The sequence below is a fragment of the Pseudomonas sp. YA1 genome (assembly GCF_058680555.1).
The window spans coordinates 226,023-241,813 of the sequence record NZ_JBZWBG010000003.1 but is presented as its reverse complement, the minus strand read 5'-3'; the positions used below and the strand labels follow the sequence as shown (position 1 = coordinate 241,813).

Annotated in this window: 14 protein-coding genes; 10 read left to right on the top strand and 4 right to left on the bottom strand. The window is 68.3% G+C overall.

Annotation, left to right across the window (positions count from 1 at the left end):
- Both AC4OR5_RS05430 and AC4OR5_RS05425 read left to right on the top strand, forming a co-directional pair.
- Positions 1-168, top strand: coding sequence for a DUF2897 family protein (locus tag AC4OR5_RS05430; RefSeq protein WP_003090984.1), 168 nt, complete (start codon positions 1-3; stop codon positions 166-168).
- Positions 169-400: 232 nt separating this feature from the next.
- Entirely contained in the window at positions 401-1,165 is a 765-nt protein-coding gene (locus AC4OR5_RS05425) for a CPBP family intramembrane glutamic endopeptidase (RefSeq protein WP_003090986.1), read from the top strand.
- On the opposite strand, the gene atuR is transcribed toward AC4OR5_RS05425, so the two are convergent.
- The gene (atuR, locus tag AC4OR5_RS05420; protein ID WP_003114740.1) at positions 1,166-1,789 is read right to left on the bottom strand and encodes an atu genes transcriptional repressor AtuR; all 624 of its coding nucleotides are present in this window, start codon (positions 1,787-1,789) and stop codon (positions 1,166-1,168) included.
- Positions 1,790-2,042: 253 nt separating this feature from the next.
- Between atuR and AC4OR5_RS05415 the strand changes: the two genes are divergently transcribed.
- From AC4OR5_RS05415 to AC4OR5_RS05380, 8 genes are all read left to right on the top strand, one after another.
- Entirely contained in the window at positions 2,043-3,845 is a 1,803-nt protein-coding gene (locus AC4OR5_RS05415) for an acyclic terpene utilization AtuA family protein (protein ID WP_003090990.1), read from the top strand.
- Between the two features lie 72 nt (positions 3,846-3,917).
- Positions 3,918-4,796 carry an SDR family oxidoreductase gene (locus AC4OR5_RS05410; RefSeq protein WP_009313867.1) on the top strand — a complete coding sequence of 293 codons (879 nt, stop codon included), beginning with the start codon at positions 3,918-3,920 and terminating at the stop codon, positions 4,794-4,796.
- A gap of 1 nt (position 4,797) precedes the next feature.
- Entirely contained in the window at positions 4,798-6,414 is a 1,617-nt protein-coding gene (gene atuC / locus AC4OR5_RS05405; RefSeq protein ID WP_003090993.1) for a geranyl-CoA carboxylase subunit beta, read from the top strand.
- 116 nt (positions 6,415-6,530) lie between these two features.
- Positions 6,531-7,691 carry a citronellyl-CoA dehydrogenase gene (gene atuD / locus AC4OR5_RS05400; protein WP_003101733.1) on the top strand — a complete coding sequence of 387 codons (1,161 nt, stop codon included), beginning with the start codon at positions 6,531-6,533 and terminating at the stop codon, positions 7,689-7,691.
- A gap of 20 nt (positions 7,692-7,711) precedes the next feature.
- On the top strand, positions 7,712-8,506 hold the full coding sequence (atuE, locus tag AC4OR5_RS05395) for an isohexenylglutaconyl-CoA hydratase (protein ID WP_003090995.1): 795 nt from the start codon (positions 7,712-7,714) through the stop codon (positions 8,504-8,506).
- Positions 8,507-8,551: 45 nt separating this feature from the next.
- The gene (gene atuF / locus AC4OR5_RS05390) at positions 8,552-10,537 is read left to right on the top strand and encodes a geranyl-CoA carboxylase subunit apha (RefSeq protein WP_058160203.1); all 1,986 of its coding nucleotides are present in this window, start codon (positions 8,552-8,554) and stop codon (positions 10,535-10,537) included.
- A gap of 51 nt (positions 10,538-10,588) precedes the next feature.
- Positions 10,589-11,413 (top strand): SDR family oxidoreductase, encoded by an 825-nt coding sequence (locus AC4OR5_RS05385; protein ID WP_003101741.1) that lies wholly within the window; start codon positions 10,589-10,591, stop codon positions 11,411-11,413.
- A gap of 162 nt (positions 11,414-11,575) precedes the next feature.
- Positions 11,576-13,402 (top strand): long-chain-acyl-CoA synthetase, encoded by a 1,827-nt coding sequence (locus AC4OR5_RS05380; RefSeq protein WP_023106252.1) that lies wholly within the window; start codon positions 11,576-11,578, stop codon positions 13,400-13,402.
- A 13-nt stretch (positions 13,403-13,415) separates the two neighbouring features.
- Here AC4OR5_RS05380 and AC4OR5_RS05375 read toward each other — a convergent pair whose 3' ends face one another.
- The 3 genes from AC4OR5_RS05375 to sbrI all read right to left on the bottom strand — a co-directional run bounded on the left by AC4OR5_RS05375 (position 13,416) and on the right by sbrI (position 15,529).
- On the bottom strand, positions 13,416-13,838 hold the full coding sequence (locus AC4OR5_RS05375) for a hypothetical protein (RefSeq protein WP_058160204.1): 423 nt from the start codon (positions 13,836-13,838) through the stop codon (positions 13,416-13,418).
- Between the two features lie 345 nt (positions 13,839-14,183).
- On the bottom strand, positions 14,184-14,948 hold the full coding sequence (gene sbrR / locus AC4OR5_RS05370; RefSeq protein WP_058160205.1) for an anti-sigma factor SbrR: 765 nt from the start codon (positions 14,946-14,948) through the stop codon (positions 14,184-14,186).
- Positions 14,945-15,529, bottom strand: coding sequence for an ECF family RNA polymerase sigma factor SbrI (gene sbrI / locus AC4OR5_RS05365; protein ID WP_003119848.1), 585 nt, complete (start codon positions 15,527-15,529; stop codon positions 14,945-14,947). Before sbrI ends, sbrR begins: the two co-directional genes overlap by 4 nt.
- Positions 15,530-15,791 lie beyond the last annotated feature (262 nt).

Here is a 15,791-nt window from a genome sequence, read left to right as displayed (position 1 = left end):
ATGCCCTGGTACGCCTGGTTGATCATCGTCCTCGCCCTGGGCTCCATCGTCGGCGGACTCCTGCTGCTGCGCGACTCGGCGAAGAAGCTGCCGTTGAGCGAGGAACAGCTCAAACGCATCCATGAACGCAACGCCGAGCTGGACGCGCAGGAGGCGAAGGACCGCTGAACCTATTGGCCTGCCGGCGGGTCACTAGGTCTCGTAGGAAAACCCCGGCGGGCGAAAAACCGGCGAGGCGAAGACTCGCGTGGCGGAGTCATGCGGGCCGCGCATGGTTTTTCCTGCGCAACCTGGGGTTCGTTCCCCGTGTGTTTCCCTCTGGCAGAAGGTCCGTTCCTTGCGCTTTTCCCATCCGCGGGTCGAAATGCCTTTAGAATCCCTCCTTTAAACGGGAGGCTGCATGCTCGGGCGTCTGATACCGCTTCTACCCATTCTGTTCCTGCTCGGGGGCTTCTTCACCGGGCACATCGCGCTGCTGACGGCGGTCATCGTCCTGCTCTACATCATCTGGGTGACCTACGCCGAACGCTGGCTGCCGACCCTGCTCTGGTGGCCGGTGAGCCTCGCCGCCAGCGCCCTGATCGCCATCCACTACCTGCCCGGCTTCATTCCCCTGCGCCTGTTCCCCTGGGACCTGGCCAGCGCCAGCCCGCCGATCCAGATGATCTGGCTGCCCTGGGACAAGGCCCTGGTCGCCCTTACCCTGCTCGCCTGGTGGCTACGCCGGCCGAAGCAGCCGCTGGTGTCGCTGGATATCACCGCGCTGGCCTTCTGCCTGACCTTCTTCGTGGTGCCGCTGCTGTCGATCATGACCAATGCCGCGAGCTGGCAGCCGAAGTGGCCGGATGCCTTCTGGTGGTGGCTGGTACTGAACGTCGGGGTGGTCTCCCTGGCCGAGGAGGCGTTCTTCCGCGGCCTGCTGCAAAGCCAGTTGATCCGCTGGTTCGGCGCCTGGCCGGGAATCATCGTCGCGACCCTCGCCTACGCCGCGCTGCACCTGCTGGTGAACCCGGTGTACGCGCTGCTGGCCGGGATCGCCGGGCTGGGCTACGGCATGGTCCTGCACTTCAGCGGGCGGCTGTCCCTGGCGGTGCTGCTGCACGCTTCGATCAACACCCTGCACTTCCTCCTGCTGAGCTACCCGTTCCGCCTGATCTCCGAGTGATCAGGCGTTCTTGATCACCAGCGCCAGGGCCTCCTCGGCGAGCTGGTCGAGACTCATCGGTCCTTCCGGACGGAACCAGGTGGTGGTCCAGGACAGCGCGCCAGTGAGGAAGCGCCGCAGGATGAACGGATCGCCCTGGCAGTAGCCGGCCAGCCGCGCCTCCCCCAGCACGTCGAGCCACATCTGCTCGTAGATGTCGCGCAGGCCGAGGATGTACGCCTGGCCTTCGGCGGACAGCGAGCGCCACTCGTAGACCAGCACCGCCATCGCCTCGCCGGTGCCGCCCATGATCGATTGCAGCTCGCAACGGATCAGTCCCAGCACCCGCTCGCGCAGGTCCTCGGCATCGGCCAGGGCGGCGCGCATCAGGGCGGTGTTGTAGAGGATGGTCTCTTCCATCACCGAGCGCAGGATCTCGTCCTTGCTCTTGAAGTGATGGAAGATGCTGCCCGACTGGATGCCCACCGCGCTGGCCAGGTCGCGCACCGTGGTGCGTTCGTAGCCTTTGCTGCGGAACAGGTGGGCGGCGGTCTGCAGCAGCTTGCCGCGGGCGCTTTCCGGATCGGTGAGCTGTCCGGTAGCCACCAGCTCCAGCATCACTTCCCGGGCTTTCTGATCGTCCAACGCTGAGTACCCCTTTTCCGGATCGTCGGCGGCTCGGTGCCGCTCATCCGCGCGCCCGGCCGCTCCGTATTTGCCGACCGGCCTCGGGATTGCCCCGCAAGTGCTTGTCGGCATTCATGAAATGTATGCCTGCGAAGACGACCGAGCAAGCGCTTGGGTAACAGCCGAGAACGGATTTGTTTCCGCCCTCTTCTCAACCAAGCGCTTGCTTGGTAATGTCGCCCCACACTTCCGCCGTCACGGGTCAAGAACAATGCAAAAGACCGTACGCATCGGCTGCGCCTCGGCCTTCTGGGGCGACACCTGCACCGCGGCCGCGCAGCTGGTGCGCGGCGCGCCGCTGGACTACCTGGTGTTCGACTACCTGGCCGAGATCACCATGTCGATCATGGCCGGCGCCCGCCTGAAACAGCCGGACGCCGGCTACGCCACCGACTTCGTCGAGGTCCTCGCACCACTGCTGGGCGAGATCGCCGAGAAGAAGATCCGCGTCATCAGCAACGCTGGCGGGATCAATCCGCAGGCCTGTGCCGCCACCCTCGCCGCGGCCTGCGAGAAGGCCGGGGTGCAGTTGAAGATCGCCGTGCTCCATGGCGACAACCTGCAAGCGCGCCAGGCCGAACTGGCCAAGTCCGGCATCCGCGAGATGTTCAGCGACGCGCCTTTCCCGCCGATGTGCGTCTCGCTCAACGCCTACCTCGGCGCGCCGGGCATCGTCGAGGCCCTGCGCCTGGGCGCGGACATCGTGATCACCGGCCGGGTGGTCGACAGCGCGGTGGTCAGCGCCGCCCTGGTGCACGAGTTCGGCTGGGCCTGGGACGACTACGACCGACTGGCCCAGGCCGCCCTCGCCGGGCACATCGTCGAATGCGGCGCGCAATGCACCGGCGGCAATTTCACCGACTGGGAGCAGGTGCCGGACTACGAGCACATCGGCTTCCCCATCGTCGAGGTCGAGGCCGACGGGCGCTTCGTAGTGACCAAGGCGCCCGGCACCGGTGGCCTGGTCAGCGAACTGAGCGTCGGCGAACAGATGCTCTACGAGATCGGCGACCCACGCGCCTACCTGCTGCCCGACGTGGTCTGCGACTTCACCGAGGTGCGCCTGCGCCAGGCCGGTCCCGACCGGGTCGCGGTGGAAGGCGCGCGCGGCCTGCCGCCCACCGACCGGTACAAGGTCAGCGCCACCTATCCGGACGGTTTCCGCTGCACCGCCAGTTGCCTGATCGCCGGCATCGATGCGCTGAAGAAGGCCGAGCGGGTCAGCCAGGCGATCATCGCCAGGACCGAGGAAATCTTCGCCGAGCGCGGCTGGGAGCCCTACCGCGAGGTCAATGTCGAACTGCTCGGCAGCGAAGCCACCTATGGTCCCCATGGGCGACGGCAGGACAGCCGCGAAGTGGTGGTCAAGCTGGCCGTCCGGCATCCGCGCAAGGAAGCCCTGGTGCTGTTCTCCCGCGAGATCGCCCAGGCCGCCACCGGGATGGCGCCCGGCCTGACCGGCATCGTCGGCGGCCGACCGACGGTGTATCCGGTGATCCGCCTGTTCTCTTTCCTGATCGACAAGGCGCAATGCGCGTTGAGCGTGGAGATCGACGGCCAGCGCCATCCGCTGGAACTGCCGGTCCTCGAAGCCTTCGACCCGGCACGATTGGCCGAGGCGCGCCAGCCGCCACGCCCGGAGCAGCCCGCCAGCGCCAGCGTGCCGCTGGTGAAGCTGGCGGTGGCGCGCTCCGGCGACAAGGGCAACCACAGCAACATCGGGGTCATGGCGCGGCGTCCGGAGTACCTGCCGTGGATCGCCGAGGCGCTGGAGGAAGGCGCGGTGGTGGACTGGATGCAGCATGTGCTCGACCCGCAGACCGGCCGGGTCGGCCGCTGGTACCTGCCGGGCAGCCACAGCCTGAACTTCCTGCTGGAGAACGCCCTCGGCGGCGGCGGCGTCGCCAGCCTGCGCATCGACCCGCAGGGCAAGGCCTTCGCCCAGCAGTTGCTGGAGTTCCCGGTGGCGGTGCCGCAGGCGCTCGCCGACGCGCTGGAAACGCAGGGCAGATAACCACGACCAGGAACGACGAATGCGGCGTTCCGCTGCAACCACCCCACGGGATTCATCGGAGTCACCAGAACAATGAGCTACGACTCGATCTTCCGACCTGGCCTGTTCGACGGCCAGACCATCATCGTCACCGGCGGCGGCAGTGGCATCGGCCGCTGCACCGCCCATGAGCTGGCGGCCCTCGGCGCCCACGTGGTGCTGGTCGGACGCAAGGCGGAAAAGCTGGAGAAGACCGCCGGCGAGATCGTCGAGGACGGCGGCAGCGTCAGCTGGCACGCCTGCGACATCCGCGAGGAGGAAGCGGTGAAGACGCTGGTGGCGAATATCCTGGCCGAACGCGGGACCATCCATCACCTGGTCAACAACGCCGGCGGCCAGTATCCCTCGCCCCTCGCCTCGATCAGCCAGAAGGGCTTCGAGACCGTGCTCCGCACCAACCTGGTCGGCGGCTTCCTGGTCGCCCGCGAAGTGTTCAACCAGTCGATGAGCAAGACCGGCGGCAGCATCGTCAACATGCTCGCCGACATGTGGGGCGGCATGCCCGGCATGGGTCACTCCGGCGCCGCACGCTCCGGCATGGAGAATTTCACCAGGACCGCCGCCGTCGAGTGGGGCCATGCCGGCGTGCGGGTCAACGCGGTGGCGCCGGGCTGGATCGCGTCCAGCGGCATGGATACCTACGAAGGCGCGTTCAAGGCGGTGATCCCGACCCTGCGCGAGCACGTGCCGCTCAAGCGCATCGGCAGCGAGTCGGAAGTCGCCGCCGCCATCGTCTTCCTGCTCTCCCCCGGCGCCGCCTTCGTCAGCGGCAACACGATCCGCATCGACGGCGCCGCCAGCCAGGGCAGCCGCGCCTTCCCGCTGCTCAAGGGCAAGCCGGGACAGAGCCGCGCGTACAACGGCTTCCACCGCGCCTACCTGCCCGACGTGCTGAAGGACCAGGAGGACTGACATGCCCGCGATCCAGTCGGAACTCGACGTCAACGGCGAGGACTTCGCCCGTAACCGCGAGGCCATGCTCGCCGCCGTGGCCGGCTTCCGCGAATTGGAGCAGAAGGTCCTGGACAAGGCCGCCGAGGCCAGGCCGAAGTTCGAGAAACGCGGACAACTGCTGCCGCGCGAACGCCTGGCGTTGCTGCTCGATCCGGGCGCGCCGTTCCTCGAACTGTCCTCGCTGGCCGGCTACAAGCTGCACGACGACAAGGACGGCACCCAGGCCGGCGGCGGGATCATCGCCGGGATCGGCTACATCGCCGGGGTGCGCTGCCTGGTCAGTGCCAGCAACAGCGCGATCAAGGGCGGCACCATCTCCCCGACCGGGCTGAAGAAGACCCTGCGCCTGCAGCAGATCGCCATGGAGAACAAGCTGCCGGTGGTGACCCTCACCGAAAGCGGCGGCGCCAACCTCAACTATGCGGCGGAGATCTTCGTCGAAGGTGCGCGCGGCTTCGCCAACCAGGCGCGGATCTCCGCCATGGGCATTCCCCAGGTCACCGTGGTGCATGGTTCCAGCACCGCCGGCGGTGCCTACCAGCCGGGGCTGTCGGACTACGTGGTGGTGGTGCGCGGCAAGGCCAAGATGTTCCTCGCCGGGCCGCCGTTGCTCAAGGCCGCCACCGGCGAGATCGCCAGCGACGAGGAACTCGGCGGAGCCGAACTGCACGCGCAGGTCGCCGGCACCGCGGAATACCTGGCGGAAAACGACGCCGACGGCGTGCGCCTGGCCCGCGAGATCGTCGGCATGTTGCCGTGGAACGCACAACTGCCGGCGCGCCCGGCGCGTTCCTGGCGCGAACCGCTGTACCCGGTGGAGGAGCTGCTCGGGGTGGTTCCGGCCGACCCGAAGAAGCCCTACGACGTCCGCGAGATCGTCGCGCGCATCGCCGACGGCTCCGAGTTCCTCGACTTCAAGAACGAGTTCGACGGCCAGACCGTCTGCGGCCACCTGCGCATCGAGGGCCACGCCTGCGGCCTGATCGGCAACAACGGACCGATCACCCCGCAGGGCGCGGCCAAGGCGGCGCAGTTCATCCAACTCTGCGAACAGAGCAACACGCCGCTGCTGTTCCTGCACAACACCACCGGCTTCATGGTCGGCACCGAGTCGGAGCGCCAGGGCGTGATCAAGCACGGCTCGAAGATGATCCAGGCGGTGGCCAACGCCCGCGTGCCCAAGCTGACCCTGGTGGTCGGCGGCTCCTACGGCGCCGGCAACTACGCGATGTGCGGACGCGGCCTCGACCCGCGCTTCATCTTCGCCTGGCCGAACAGTCGCACCGCGGTGATGGGCGGCGCCCAGGCCGGCAAGGTGCTGCGCATCGTCACCGAGGAGAAACACGCCAAGGAAGGCAAGGAAGCCGACCCGAAGATGCTCGACATGCTGGAAACCGTCACCGCGCAGAAGCTCGACAGCCAGTCCACCGCGCTTTACGGCACCGCCAGCCTGTGGGACGACGGCCTGGTCGACCCGCGCGACAGCCGCAGGCTGCTCGGCTACCTGCTGGATATCTGCGCGGAAGCCGAGGCGCGGCCGCTGAAGGGCAACAGCTTCGGGGTCGCGAGGTTCTGACTGCAACAGGCGAGCCGGCGACAGCCCCTCTCCCCGCTCTCCCTGAAGGAAGAGGGTTGGGAAAGAGCAAGCGGATCCTGCCGGAAAACAATGATGCCCAGGAGGAAAGACAACCCATGATCTTCACCCAGGAACACGAGGAACTCCGCCGCACCGTTCGCAGCTTCGTCGAGCGGGAAATCAACCCCAACGTCGACCAGTGGGAAAAGGACGGCCGCTTCCCGATCCACGAGATCTTCCGCAAGGCCGGCGAACTCGGCCTGCTGGGCATCTCCAAGCCGGAGAAGTTCGGCGGCATGGGCCTGGACTACAGCTACTCGATCGTCGCCGCCGAGGAATTCGGCAGCATCACCTGCGGCGGCATCCCGATGGCCATCGGCGTGCAGACCGACATGTGCACCCCGGCCCTGGCCCGCTTCGGTTCCGACGAGTTGCGCGAGGAGTTCCTCCGCCCGGCCATCGCCGGCGAGATGGTCGGCTGCATCGGCGTCTCCGAGGTCGGCGCCGGCTCCGACGTCGCCGGCCTGAAGACCACCGCGCGCAAGGACGGCGACGACTATGTGATCAACGGCAGCAAGATGTGGATCACCAACTCGCCGTCGGCCGACTTCATGTGCCTGCTCGCCAATACCTCCGACGACAAGCCGCACGTCAACAAGTCGTTGATCGTGGTCCCGATGAAGACCCCGGGCATTACCCTCAGTCCGCACCTGGACAAGCTCGGCATGCGCAGTTCGGAGACCGCCCAGGTGTTCTTCGATAACGTCCGCGTACCGCAGCGCAACCGCATCGGCGCGGAAGGTGCCGGCTTCATGATGCAGATGCTGCAGTTCCAGGAAGAACGGCTGTTCGGCGCGGCCAACATGATCAAGGGCCTGGAGCACTGCATCGACGTCACCATCGAGTATTGCAAGGAGCGCAGGACCTTCGGCCAGCCGCTGATCGACAACCAGGTCATCCACTTCCGCATGGCCGAGATGATGACCGAGGTCGAGGCGCTGCGCGCCCTGGTCTACCAGGCCACCGAGCTGTACGTGAAAGGCAGGGACGTGACGCGCCTGGCTTCCATGGCCAAGCTCAAGGCCGGCCGCCTCGGCCGCGAGGTCAGCGACGCCTGCCTGCAGTACTGGGGCGGCATGGGCTTCATGTGGGACAACCCGGTCTCCCGCGCCTACCGCGACACCCGCCTGGTATCCATCGGCGGCGGTGCCGACGAGATCATGCTCGGCATCATCTGCAAGCTGATGGGCATCCTGCCGGGCAAGAAGAAAGGCTGACGTTCCAGGAGGAAACCGGCATGAGCCTGCCGCATTGCGAGACCCTGCTGCTGGAACCCGTCGAGGGCGTCCTGCGGATCACCCTGAACCGCCCGCAAAGCCGCAACGCCATGAGCCTGGCGATGGTCGGCGAACTGCGCGCGGTGCTCGCCGCCGTGCGCGACGACCGTAGCGTGCGGGCGCTGGTGCTGCGCGGCGCCGACGGGCACTTCTGCGCCGGCGGCGACATCAAGGACATGGCCGGTGCCCGCGCCGCCGGGGCGGAAGCCTACCGCACGCTGAACCGCGCCTTCGGCAGCCTGCTGGAGGAAGCCCAGGCCGCCCCGCAACTGCTGGTGGCGCTGGTGGAAGGCGCGGTGCTCGGCGGCGGTTTCGGCCTGGCCTGCGTGTCGGACGTAGCGATCGCCGCCGCCGATGCGCAGTTCGGCCTGCCGGAAACCAGCCTCGGCATTCTCCCGGCGCAGATCGCGCCTTTCGTGGTCCGCCGCATCGGCCTGACCCAGGCCCGCCGCCTGGCCCTCACCGCCGCCCGCTTCGACGGCCGCGAGGCACTGCGCCTGGGCCTGGTGCATTTCTGCGAGGCCGACGCCGATGCCCTCGAACAGCGCCTGGAGGAAACCCTCGAGCAACTGCGCCGCTGCGCGCCGAACGCCAACGCCGCCACCAAGGCCCTGCTGCTGGCCAGCGAAAGCGGCGAACTCGGCGCCCTGCTGGACGATGCGGCGCGCCAGTTCGCCGAAGCGGTGGGCGGCGCCGAAGGCAGCGAAGGCACCCTGGCCTTCGTACAGAAACGCAAGCCGGTCTGGGCCCAGTGAGCCACGACCGCGAAACAGGGCAACAGCCTCCAGGAGCCGAACGACATGCCCAGCTTCAACAAGATCCTCGTCGCCAACCGCGGTGAAATCGCCTGCCGGGTGCTGCGCACCGCCCATGAACTGGGCTACCGCAGCGTCGCCGTGTACAGCGAGGCGGACGCCGACGCCCGCCATGTGCAACTGGCCGACGAGGCCGTGTGCATCGGCCCGGCAGCGGTGGCGCAGTCCTACCTGAACCTCGAGGCGATCCTCGACGCCGCCCGTCGCAGCGGCGCCGAGGCGATCCACCCCGGCTACGGCTTCCTCTCCGAGAACGCCGAATTCGCCCGTGCCTGCGAAGCCGCCGGGATAGTCTTCATCGGCCCGGATGCGGAAGCCATCCACCTGATGGGCAGCAAGCGCCTGTCGAAGATCGCCATGCTCGCCGCCGGGGTGCCGTGCATCCCCGGCTACGAAGGCGCCGAACAGGACGACGCGACCCTGCGGCGCGAGGCCGAACGCATCGGCTACCCGCTGATGATCAAGGCCAGCGCCGGCGGTGGCGGCCGCGGCATGCGCCTGGTGGAGGAACCCGGCCAACTGCTGGAACAGTTGCGCACTGCGCGCTCGGAAGCGCTGGGCGCCTTCGGCAGCGCCGAGCTGATCCTGGAGAGGGCCGTGCCGCGCCCGCGCCACGTGGAGATCCAGGTGTTCGGCGACCGCCACGGCAACCTGCTCTACCTCGGCGAACGCGACTGCTCGGTGCAGCGCCGCCACCAGAAGGTCATCGAGGAAGCCCCCTGCCCGGTGCTCGATGCCGACCTGCGTCGCGCCATGGGCGAGGCGGCGGTGAAGGCCGCGGCCTCGGTCAACTACGTGGGCGCCGGCACCGTCGAGTTTCTTCTCGGCGAGGATGGTCGCTTCTACTTCCTGGAGATGAATACCCGCCTGCAGGTCGAACACCCGGTCACCGAACTGGTCACCGGCCAGGACCTGGTGGCCTGGCAGATCCGCGTCGCCGAGGGCCATCCGCTGCCGCTGCGGCAGGAACAGGTGGAACTGCGCGGGCACGCCATCGAGGTCCGCCTCTACGCCGAGGACGCCGGTCGCGGCTTCCTGCCGCAGACCGGCACGGTGCTGCGCTGGGACCCGGAACTGCTGCCCGGCGTACGCATCGACCATGGCCTGGTCGAGGGGCAGGCGGTGACGCCCTTCTACGACCCGATGCTGGCCAAGCTGATCGCCTACGGGGCGACCCGCGACGAAGCCCGGCGCAAGCTGATCCGCGCGCTGGAGCGCTGCGTGCTGCTGGGGGTCGACGGCAACCAGCGGTTCCTCGCCAACCTCCTGGCGCATCCGGACTTCGCCGCCAGCGAGGCGACCACCGCCTTCATCGGTGAACGCTTCGCCGAAGACCCCAGCCTGCAACCGCGCCAGCCGGGCGCCGAGGAACTGGCCCTGGCCGCCGCCCTGCTCTACCAGGCCGGCGCCGAGGCCAGTGCGCACCAGCCCGGCCTGGCCGGCTGGCGCAGCGCCGCCGGGGCACCGTGGAAGATCGTCCTGAAGCACGCCGAACAGCGCCTGGAGATCGGCCTGGAGGTCCTCGAAAGCGGTCGTCGGCCGCGACTGCTGGCGCGCCTGGAGCGACGCGAGATCGCCGTGCGCCTGCTCGACTGCGACGGACGCTGGGCCAGCGCCGAACTCGACGGCATTCGCCGTCGCCACGCCTACCACCTGGACGGCGGGCGCCTCTGGCTATACGGCCACGGCGGCAACCTCGAACTGCTCGACGTCACCCACGCCGGCGCCAGCGCCCAGGTCGGCGCCAGTTCCGGCACGCTCAAGGCGCCGATGGACGGCGCCATCGTCGAGGTGCTGGTCGGCGAGGGCGAACGGGTCGGCAAGGGCCAACTGCTTCTGGTACTGGAGGCAATGAAGATGGAACACCCGCTGAAGGCCGGAGTCGACGGCGTGGTCCGCCGCGTCCAGGTCGGCCGTGGCGAGCAGGTGCGCAACCGGCAGGTGCTGGTCGAGGTGGAAGCCGACGCCTGAGACAACCCGCCGCTCATCCGCAACGACAACGACAAGAAAACGGAGATGCCCATGTCACTGCACGGCAAGACCCTGTTCATCACCGGCGCCAGCCGCGGCATCGGCCGGGAGATAGCCCTGCGCGCCGCGCGCGATGGCGCCAACCTGGTGATCGCGGCGAAGAGCGCCGAGCCGCATCCGAAGCTGGAAGGCACCATCTTCAGCGTCGCCGCCGAGGTCGAGGCCGCCGGCGGCCAGGCCCTGCCGCTGCAACTCGACGTGCGCGACGAGCAGGCCGTGGCGGCGGCCATGGCCCGCGCCGCCGAACGCTTCGGCGGGATCGACGCGCTGGTCAACAACGCCGGGGCGATCCGCCTGGTCGGGGTGGAAAAGCTGGAGCCCAAGCGCTTCGACCTGATGTACCAGATCAACACCCGCGCGGTGCTGGTCTGCAGCCAGGCCGCCCTGCCCTACCTGCGCAGGAGCGCCAACGGCCACATCCTCAGCCTGTCGCCGCCGATCAACCTGGCCGGCAGGTGGTTCGCCCAGCACGGCCCCTACACGGTCACCAAGTACGGCATGAGCATGCTTACCCTGGGGATGCACGAGGAGTTCGGGAAATACGCCATCAGCGTCAACGCGCTGTGGCCGAAGACCATGATCGCCACCGCCGCCATCGAGTTCGAGCTGGGCAGCCGTGACGCCTTCCGCCGCGCGCGCACCCCGGCGATCATGGCCGACGCCGCGCACGCCATTCTCACCAGCGAGGGGCGCAGCCTCAGCGGGCGCCTGCTGGTCGACGAGGAATTGCTGCGCGAGCGCGGCCAGAGCGATTTCGAGCAGTACCGCTACGACCCGGAGGGTGGCGCGCTGGTGCCCGACCTGTTCCTCGACTGAGGTCTCCGACGAAAGGCGCGCGGCGCTCTGCGGCGGGCTTCCGGGCTATTTGCCGAAGTGCCCCGGGGCGACCGCGCAACGGTCATAGCCGAGGCGGCGGCTGCGGTCTAGAGTCGCGGGAGCGTCCTACGCCCCGCACAACAACGACAAAGCGCGAGAGCCATGACCCACGCCGACCTGATCACTTTCAACCGTTTCGTTGCCCGCCTGCCTGCCACCTTCGGCCGCGTGCCGCGCATGCTGCGCGGCCTGTACTACACCGCGATCCGTAACCGCGAGAAGAGCCTGTCCCTGGGCTGGGCGCTGGAGCGCGCGGCACGCCTGTACCCGGACAACCCGGCGGTGCTCGACGGCCAGCGGCGGATCAGCTACGCCCTGTTCAACGGCTGGGCCAATCGCCTGGCGCGCGCCTTCAAGGCCGAGGGCGTAGGCCACGGCAGCGTGGTCGCGGTGATGCTGGAGAACCGCGTCGAGCTGCTGGCGATCCTCGCCGCCCTGGCCAAGCTCGGCGCCATCGGCGCACTGGTCAACACCACCCAGCGCGGCAAGGTCCTGGTGCACAGCCTGAACCTGGTGAAACCCGGCCACTTCGTGGTCGGCGAAGAGTTGCGCGAGGTGTTCGAGGAAGTCCGCCAGGAGGTGCTCGGCAACGCCGGCCATTGCTACTGGGTCGACGACGGCGACACCCTCGGCGATCCCGGCTCGCCGCCGATGGGCTGGCGCAACCTGATGCGCCTGGCCCAGGGGCAGACCTCGGAGAACCTCGAGGACACCGGCAGGGTGCGGCTCAAGGACTCCTGCTTCTACATCTACACCTCCGGCACCACCGGCCTGCCGAAAGCCTCGATCATGAGCCACGGCAAGTGGATCAAGGCCTACGGCGGCTTCGGCCATTCCGGCCTGGGCCTGGGCCGCGACGACGTGCTCTACCTGACCCTGCCCTGCTACCACAACAACGCCGTGACCGTCTGCTGGAGCGCGGCGCTCGCCGGCGGCGCGGCCATGGCCCTGCGCCGCAAGTTCTCCGCCAGCGGTTTCTGGAAGGACGTGCAGCACTACCGGGCGACCTGCTTCGGCTACATCGGCGAGCTCTGCCGCTACCTGCTGAACCAGCCACCGTGCGCCGAGGAACGCGGCAATAGCCTGACCTGCATGATCGGCAACGGCCTGCGCCCGTCGATCTGGGCCGAGTTCAAGCAACGCTTCGAGATCCAGCGGATCACCGAGTTCTACGCTTCCAGCGAAGGCAACATCGGCTTCACCAACGTATTCAATTTCGACAATACGGTGGGCTTCTCCCCAGCCACCTACGCCATCGTCCGCTACGACCTGGAGAACGACCGCCCGGTGCGCGACGCCAAGGGCTTCATGGAGAAGGTCGGCAAGGGCGAGGTCGGCCTGCTGATCAGCGAGATCAGCGCGAAGTGGCCGTTCGACGGCTACACCGATCCGGCCAAGAGCGAAGCGGTGATCCTCCGCGACGTGTTCAAGAAGGGCGACGCCTGGTTCAACACCGGTGACCTGATGCGCGACATCGGTTTCAAGCACACCCAGTTCGTCGACCGTCTCGGCGACACCTTCCGCTGGAAGGGCGAGAACGTTTCCACCACCGAGGTGGAAAACGCTCTCGGCGCCTTCGACGGGGTCGAGGATGCGGTGGTCTACGGCGTGGAGATTCCCGGCACCAACGGCCGCTGCGGGATGGCCGCGCTGCGCCTGGCCGATGGCGTCAAACTGGACCGCGACGCCCTCGCCGCGCACCTCGACCGCGAGTTGCCGGCCTATGCCACGCCGGTGTTCCTGCGCCTGCTGCGCGAAGTCGAGACCACCGGCACCTTCAAGTACAAGAAGACCGACCTCAAGCGCGACGCCTACGATCCCGCGCGGGTGAGCGACAAACTCTTCGTCAGGTTGCCCGGCAGCGCCGGCTACCAGCCGTTGGACGCGGAGCTGTACCAGGCGTTGCAAGAGCAGCGCTACCGCTTCTGAGCGCCGGGGCGGCCTACTGGCGGAATTCGAACTGCAACTCGGCCCCTTCCAGGGGCCGCGACACGCCCAGTTCGCGGTCGCGATAGAGCAACTGGCCGTTGAGGCGGAAGTCGCTGTCGTCCTTTTCCTCGAACATCGGCGGCAACAGCGGCTTGGGCTTATGGGTCTCTTCCGTGCCGGGCGGCGCCATCTTCTGCACCAGTTCCTTCGGCAGGCGCAGGTCCAGCTTGGCGCTCGGCAGCGGCTTGCGCACCTCGGGGTCGAGACGAGCGGTGGAAGCGCGCTTCGCCGGCGCCGGCTTGTCCTTGGCGACCGGCCTGCTGGCCGGCTTCGGCGGCGCAGCCGCAGGCTTCGGCTTGGCCGGCGGCTTGGGTTTGGCAACCTGCTCCGCGGCTGGCGCGACCTTCTTCGAAGCTGTTTTCGGCGCGGCAGGCACGGCAGGCGCTGGCTCCGCGCGTGCAGGCTTCACTGGCCTGGCAGGGGCGCGCTGCTCCTGCGGCGGTGCTTCCGGGGCTTTCTTTTCCGGTGCCTTGGAGCCGTCATCGCAGGCCGCCAGGAAGCAACCGAAAAGAACAACGACGCAAATTCGGCAAAGACGTTTCATAGTCACGCAGGTATGGCCAATTGCGGCAATGCTGACGGCAGACTGCAACCAAGGCAAGGGGTCACTATCGTCATCCTGGCACTCTCTCGGTTGTTCGCCCCATGTCTAACCTGTCATGCACGGATAACCGCTTGATGTCAGCCCGCGACGCCATCACGGCGTCGCGGGCCATGGTCGTCACGGCCGTTTCTTGGCGCTCGCGGCTATCGTCGCGAGGCGTTCCAGTCGTTCCACCAGGTTCTCTCCGGGGAAACGTTTCTGCAGCTCGGCCAACTGGGTCGCGGCCTGCTCCGTCTTGCCCTGCTCACGCAGTGCAAGGACCGCCCCGAGCGCCTCGTCGAGCACCTCCGGCTTCACCGCAACCGCCTTGCCCCTGGCCTGGGCGACGAAGTCGCCAGCCAGCTCCGCCTGGACCTTCGCCTGCTGCGCGGCCTGGGCCGGCGGTCGGTCGGCCAGGGCAGCCGGAGCCGGCGGCGCGGCCTCGGCCATCAGTTGCGGCGCCTCCCCGGACGATGCGTAGCTGGCCAGCAAGGCCGGGGACTCCGACATCTCGCCGGACAGCGGAGCCGGCGCCGCCGGCGCGCGCATGGCCCGCTTCGCCGCAGCGGCCCCGGCGACTCCGTCGCGCAGGGGCACATCGCTGAACGCCACTTCGGGCCGGGCCTGGCGCTCGGCGTCGTCCAGCACGTTGTGGCTGACCAGCCCCAGCACCAGCGCCACGCCCAGCAGGCTGGCGAAGGCCGCCTGCCAACGCGGCCTGCGGGAGGCTTCCAGCCAGCGCCGCCACCAGGACCGGGCGGGTTCGACATGCGCCGCCTGGCGCCGCGCGGCGGCGAGGATCGCCTGGTCCAGCGCCGGCGCCGGCTGCTGCGGCGCGTGGGCGCGGAAATGCGCCAGCATCTGCTCTTCGGCGACGCTCGCGGAATGCTTCTGTGGGTTCATACCGCCACCTCCTCGGCCAGCAGCCGGCGCAGCTTCTGCACCGCGTAGCGGAAACGGCTCTTCACCGTCTCCAGCGGCGACTGGGTGAGCGTGGCGATCTCGGCCAGTTCCAGTTCGCCGTGGGCGCGCATCAGGAATACCTCGCGCTGTTCCTCGGGCAGGGTCTCCAGCGCGCTCTGCAAGCGCTCGCCGTCGCGGCTCAGGCTGAGCTGCTGCTCGGGGCCGGCGCCCTGGTCGGGTTGCGCGTGCAACTGTTCGTCGTAGCTGTCCTGCAACGGCTGGCGCTGGCCATGCTTGCGCCAATGATCGATCAGGCGGTTGCGGGCGATCTGGTAGAGCCAGGTGCGGAAGCTCGCCCGGCCCTGCGGCTGGCTTTCGCTGCGGATCAGGCTGAGCCAGGTTTCCTGGTAGATCTCGTCGGCCAGTTCGGTCTGTCCGGCCAGGCCGCAGAGAAAACGGTAGAGACCTTGCCGGTGGCGCTGGTAGAGCACCTCGAAGGCCGCGCTGTCGCCCTTGCGGTAACGCGCCAGCAGCGTTTCGTCGCTGCCGGCGGCCGTCGTGGCGCTGGTGGAGGCATGCATGCCGCTGGTCGACTCCTGTCCTGTGTCAAAGGCGACCGAGAGCAGGCTCATCGGCCACATCCTTCGCGGCACGCATCGGCGTCGCCACGAAACGCCCGGGCCGTCGCCAGAAGCGCGGCCGGAGCGGCTATCGGTAGACATTTTCCAGCGTCGGACAGTTCGGCGAAAGCGCCGGTCCGGATGGAAGCCGGGAAAAACATCGAGACGACCTCGTCGTGCAGCGGAATACCCGCTGAGACGAAGCTGTCGGTGGATTCGGGTT

Bases quoted from the DNA above. Each gene is read 5' to 3' on its own strand.
- sbrR (WP_058160205.1), bottom strand. From the start codon at position 14,948: ATGAACCCACAGAAGCATTCCGCGAGCGTCGCCGAAGAGCAGATGCTG.
- AC4OR5_RS05380 (WP_023106252.1), top strand. From the start codon at position 11,576: ATGACCCACGCCGACCTGATCACTTTCAACCGTTTCGTTGCCCGCCTG.
- atuE (WP_003090995.1), top strand. From the start codon at position 7,712: ATGAGCCTGCCGCATTGCGAGACCCTGCTGCTGGAACCCGTCGAGGGC.
- atuF (WP_058160203.1), top strand. From the start codon at position 8,552: ATGCCCAGCTTCAACAAGATCCTCGTCGCCAACCGCGGTGAAATCGCC.
- atuD (WP_003101733.1), top strand. From the start codon at position 6,531: ATGATCTTCACCCAGGAACACGAGGAACTCCGCCGCACCGTTCGCAGC.
- atuC (WP_003090993.1), top strand. From the start codon at position 4,798: ATGCCCGCGATCCAGTCGGAACTCGACGTCAACGGCGAGGACTTCGCC.
- AC4OR5_RS05415 (WP_003090990.1), top strand. From the start codon at position 2,043: ATGCAAAAGACCGTACGCATCGGCTGCGCCTCGGCCTTCTGGGGCGAC.
- AC4OR5_RS05410 (WP_009313867.1), top strand. From the start codon at position 3,918: ATGAGCTACGACTCGATCTTCCGACCTGGCCTGTTCGACGGCCAGACC.
- AC4OR5_RS05385 (WP_003101741.1), top strand. From the start codon at position 10,589: ATGTCACTGCACGGCAAGACCCTGTTCATCACCGGCGCCAGCCGCGGC.
- AC4OR5_RS05430 (WP_003090984.1), top strand. From the start codon at position 1: ATGCCCTGGTACGCCTGGTTGATCATCGTCCTCGCCCTGGGCTCCATC.
- AC4OR5_RS05425 (WP_003090986.1), top strand. From the start codon at position 401: ATGCTCGGGCGTCTGATACCGCTTCTACCCATTCTGTTCCTGCTCGGG.
- sbrI (WP_003119848.1), bottom strand. From the start codon at position 15,529: ATGCATGCCTCCACCAGCGCCACGACGGCCGCCGGCAGCGACGAAACG.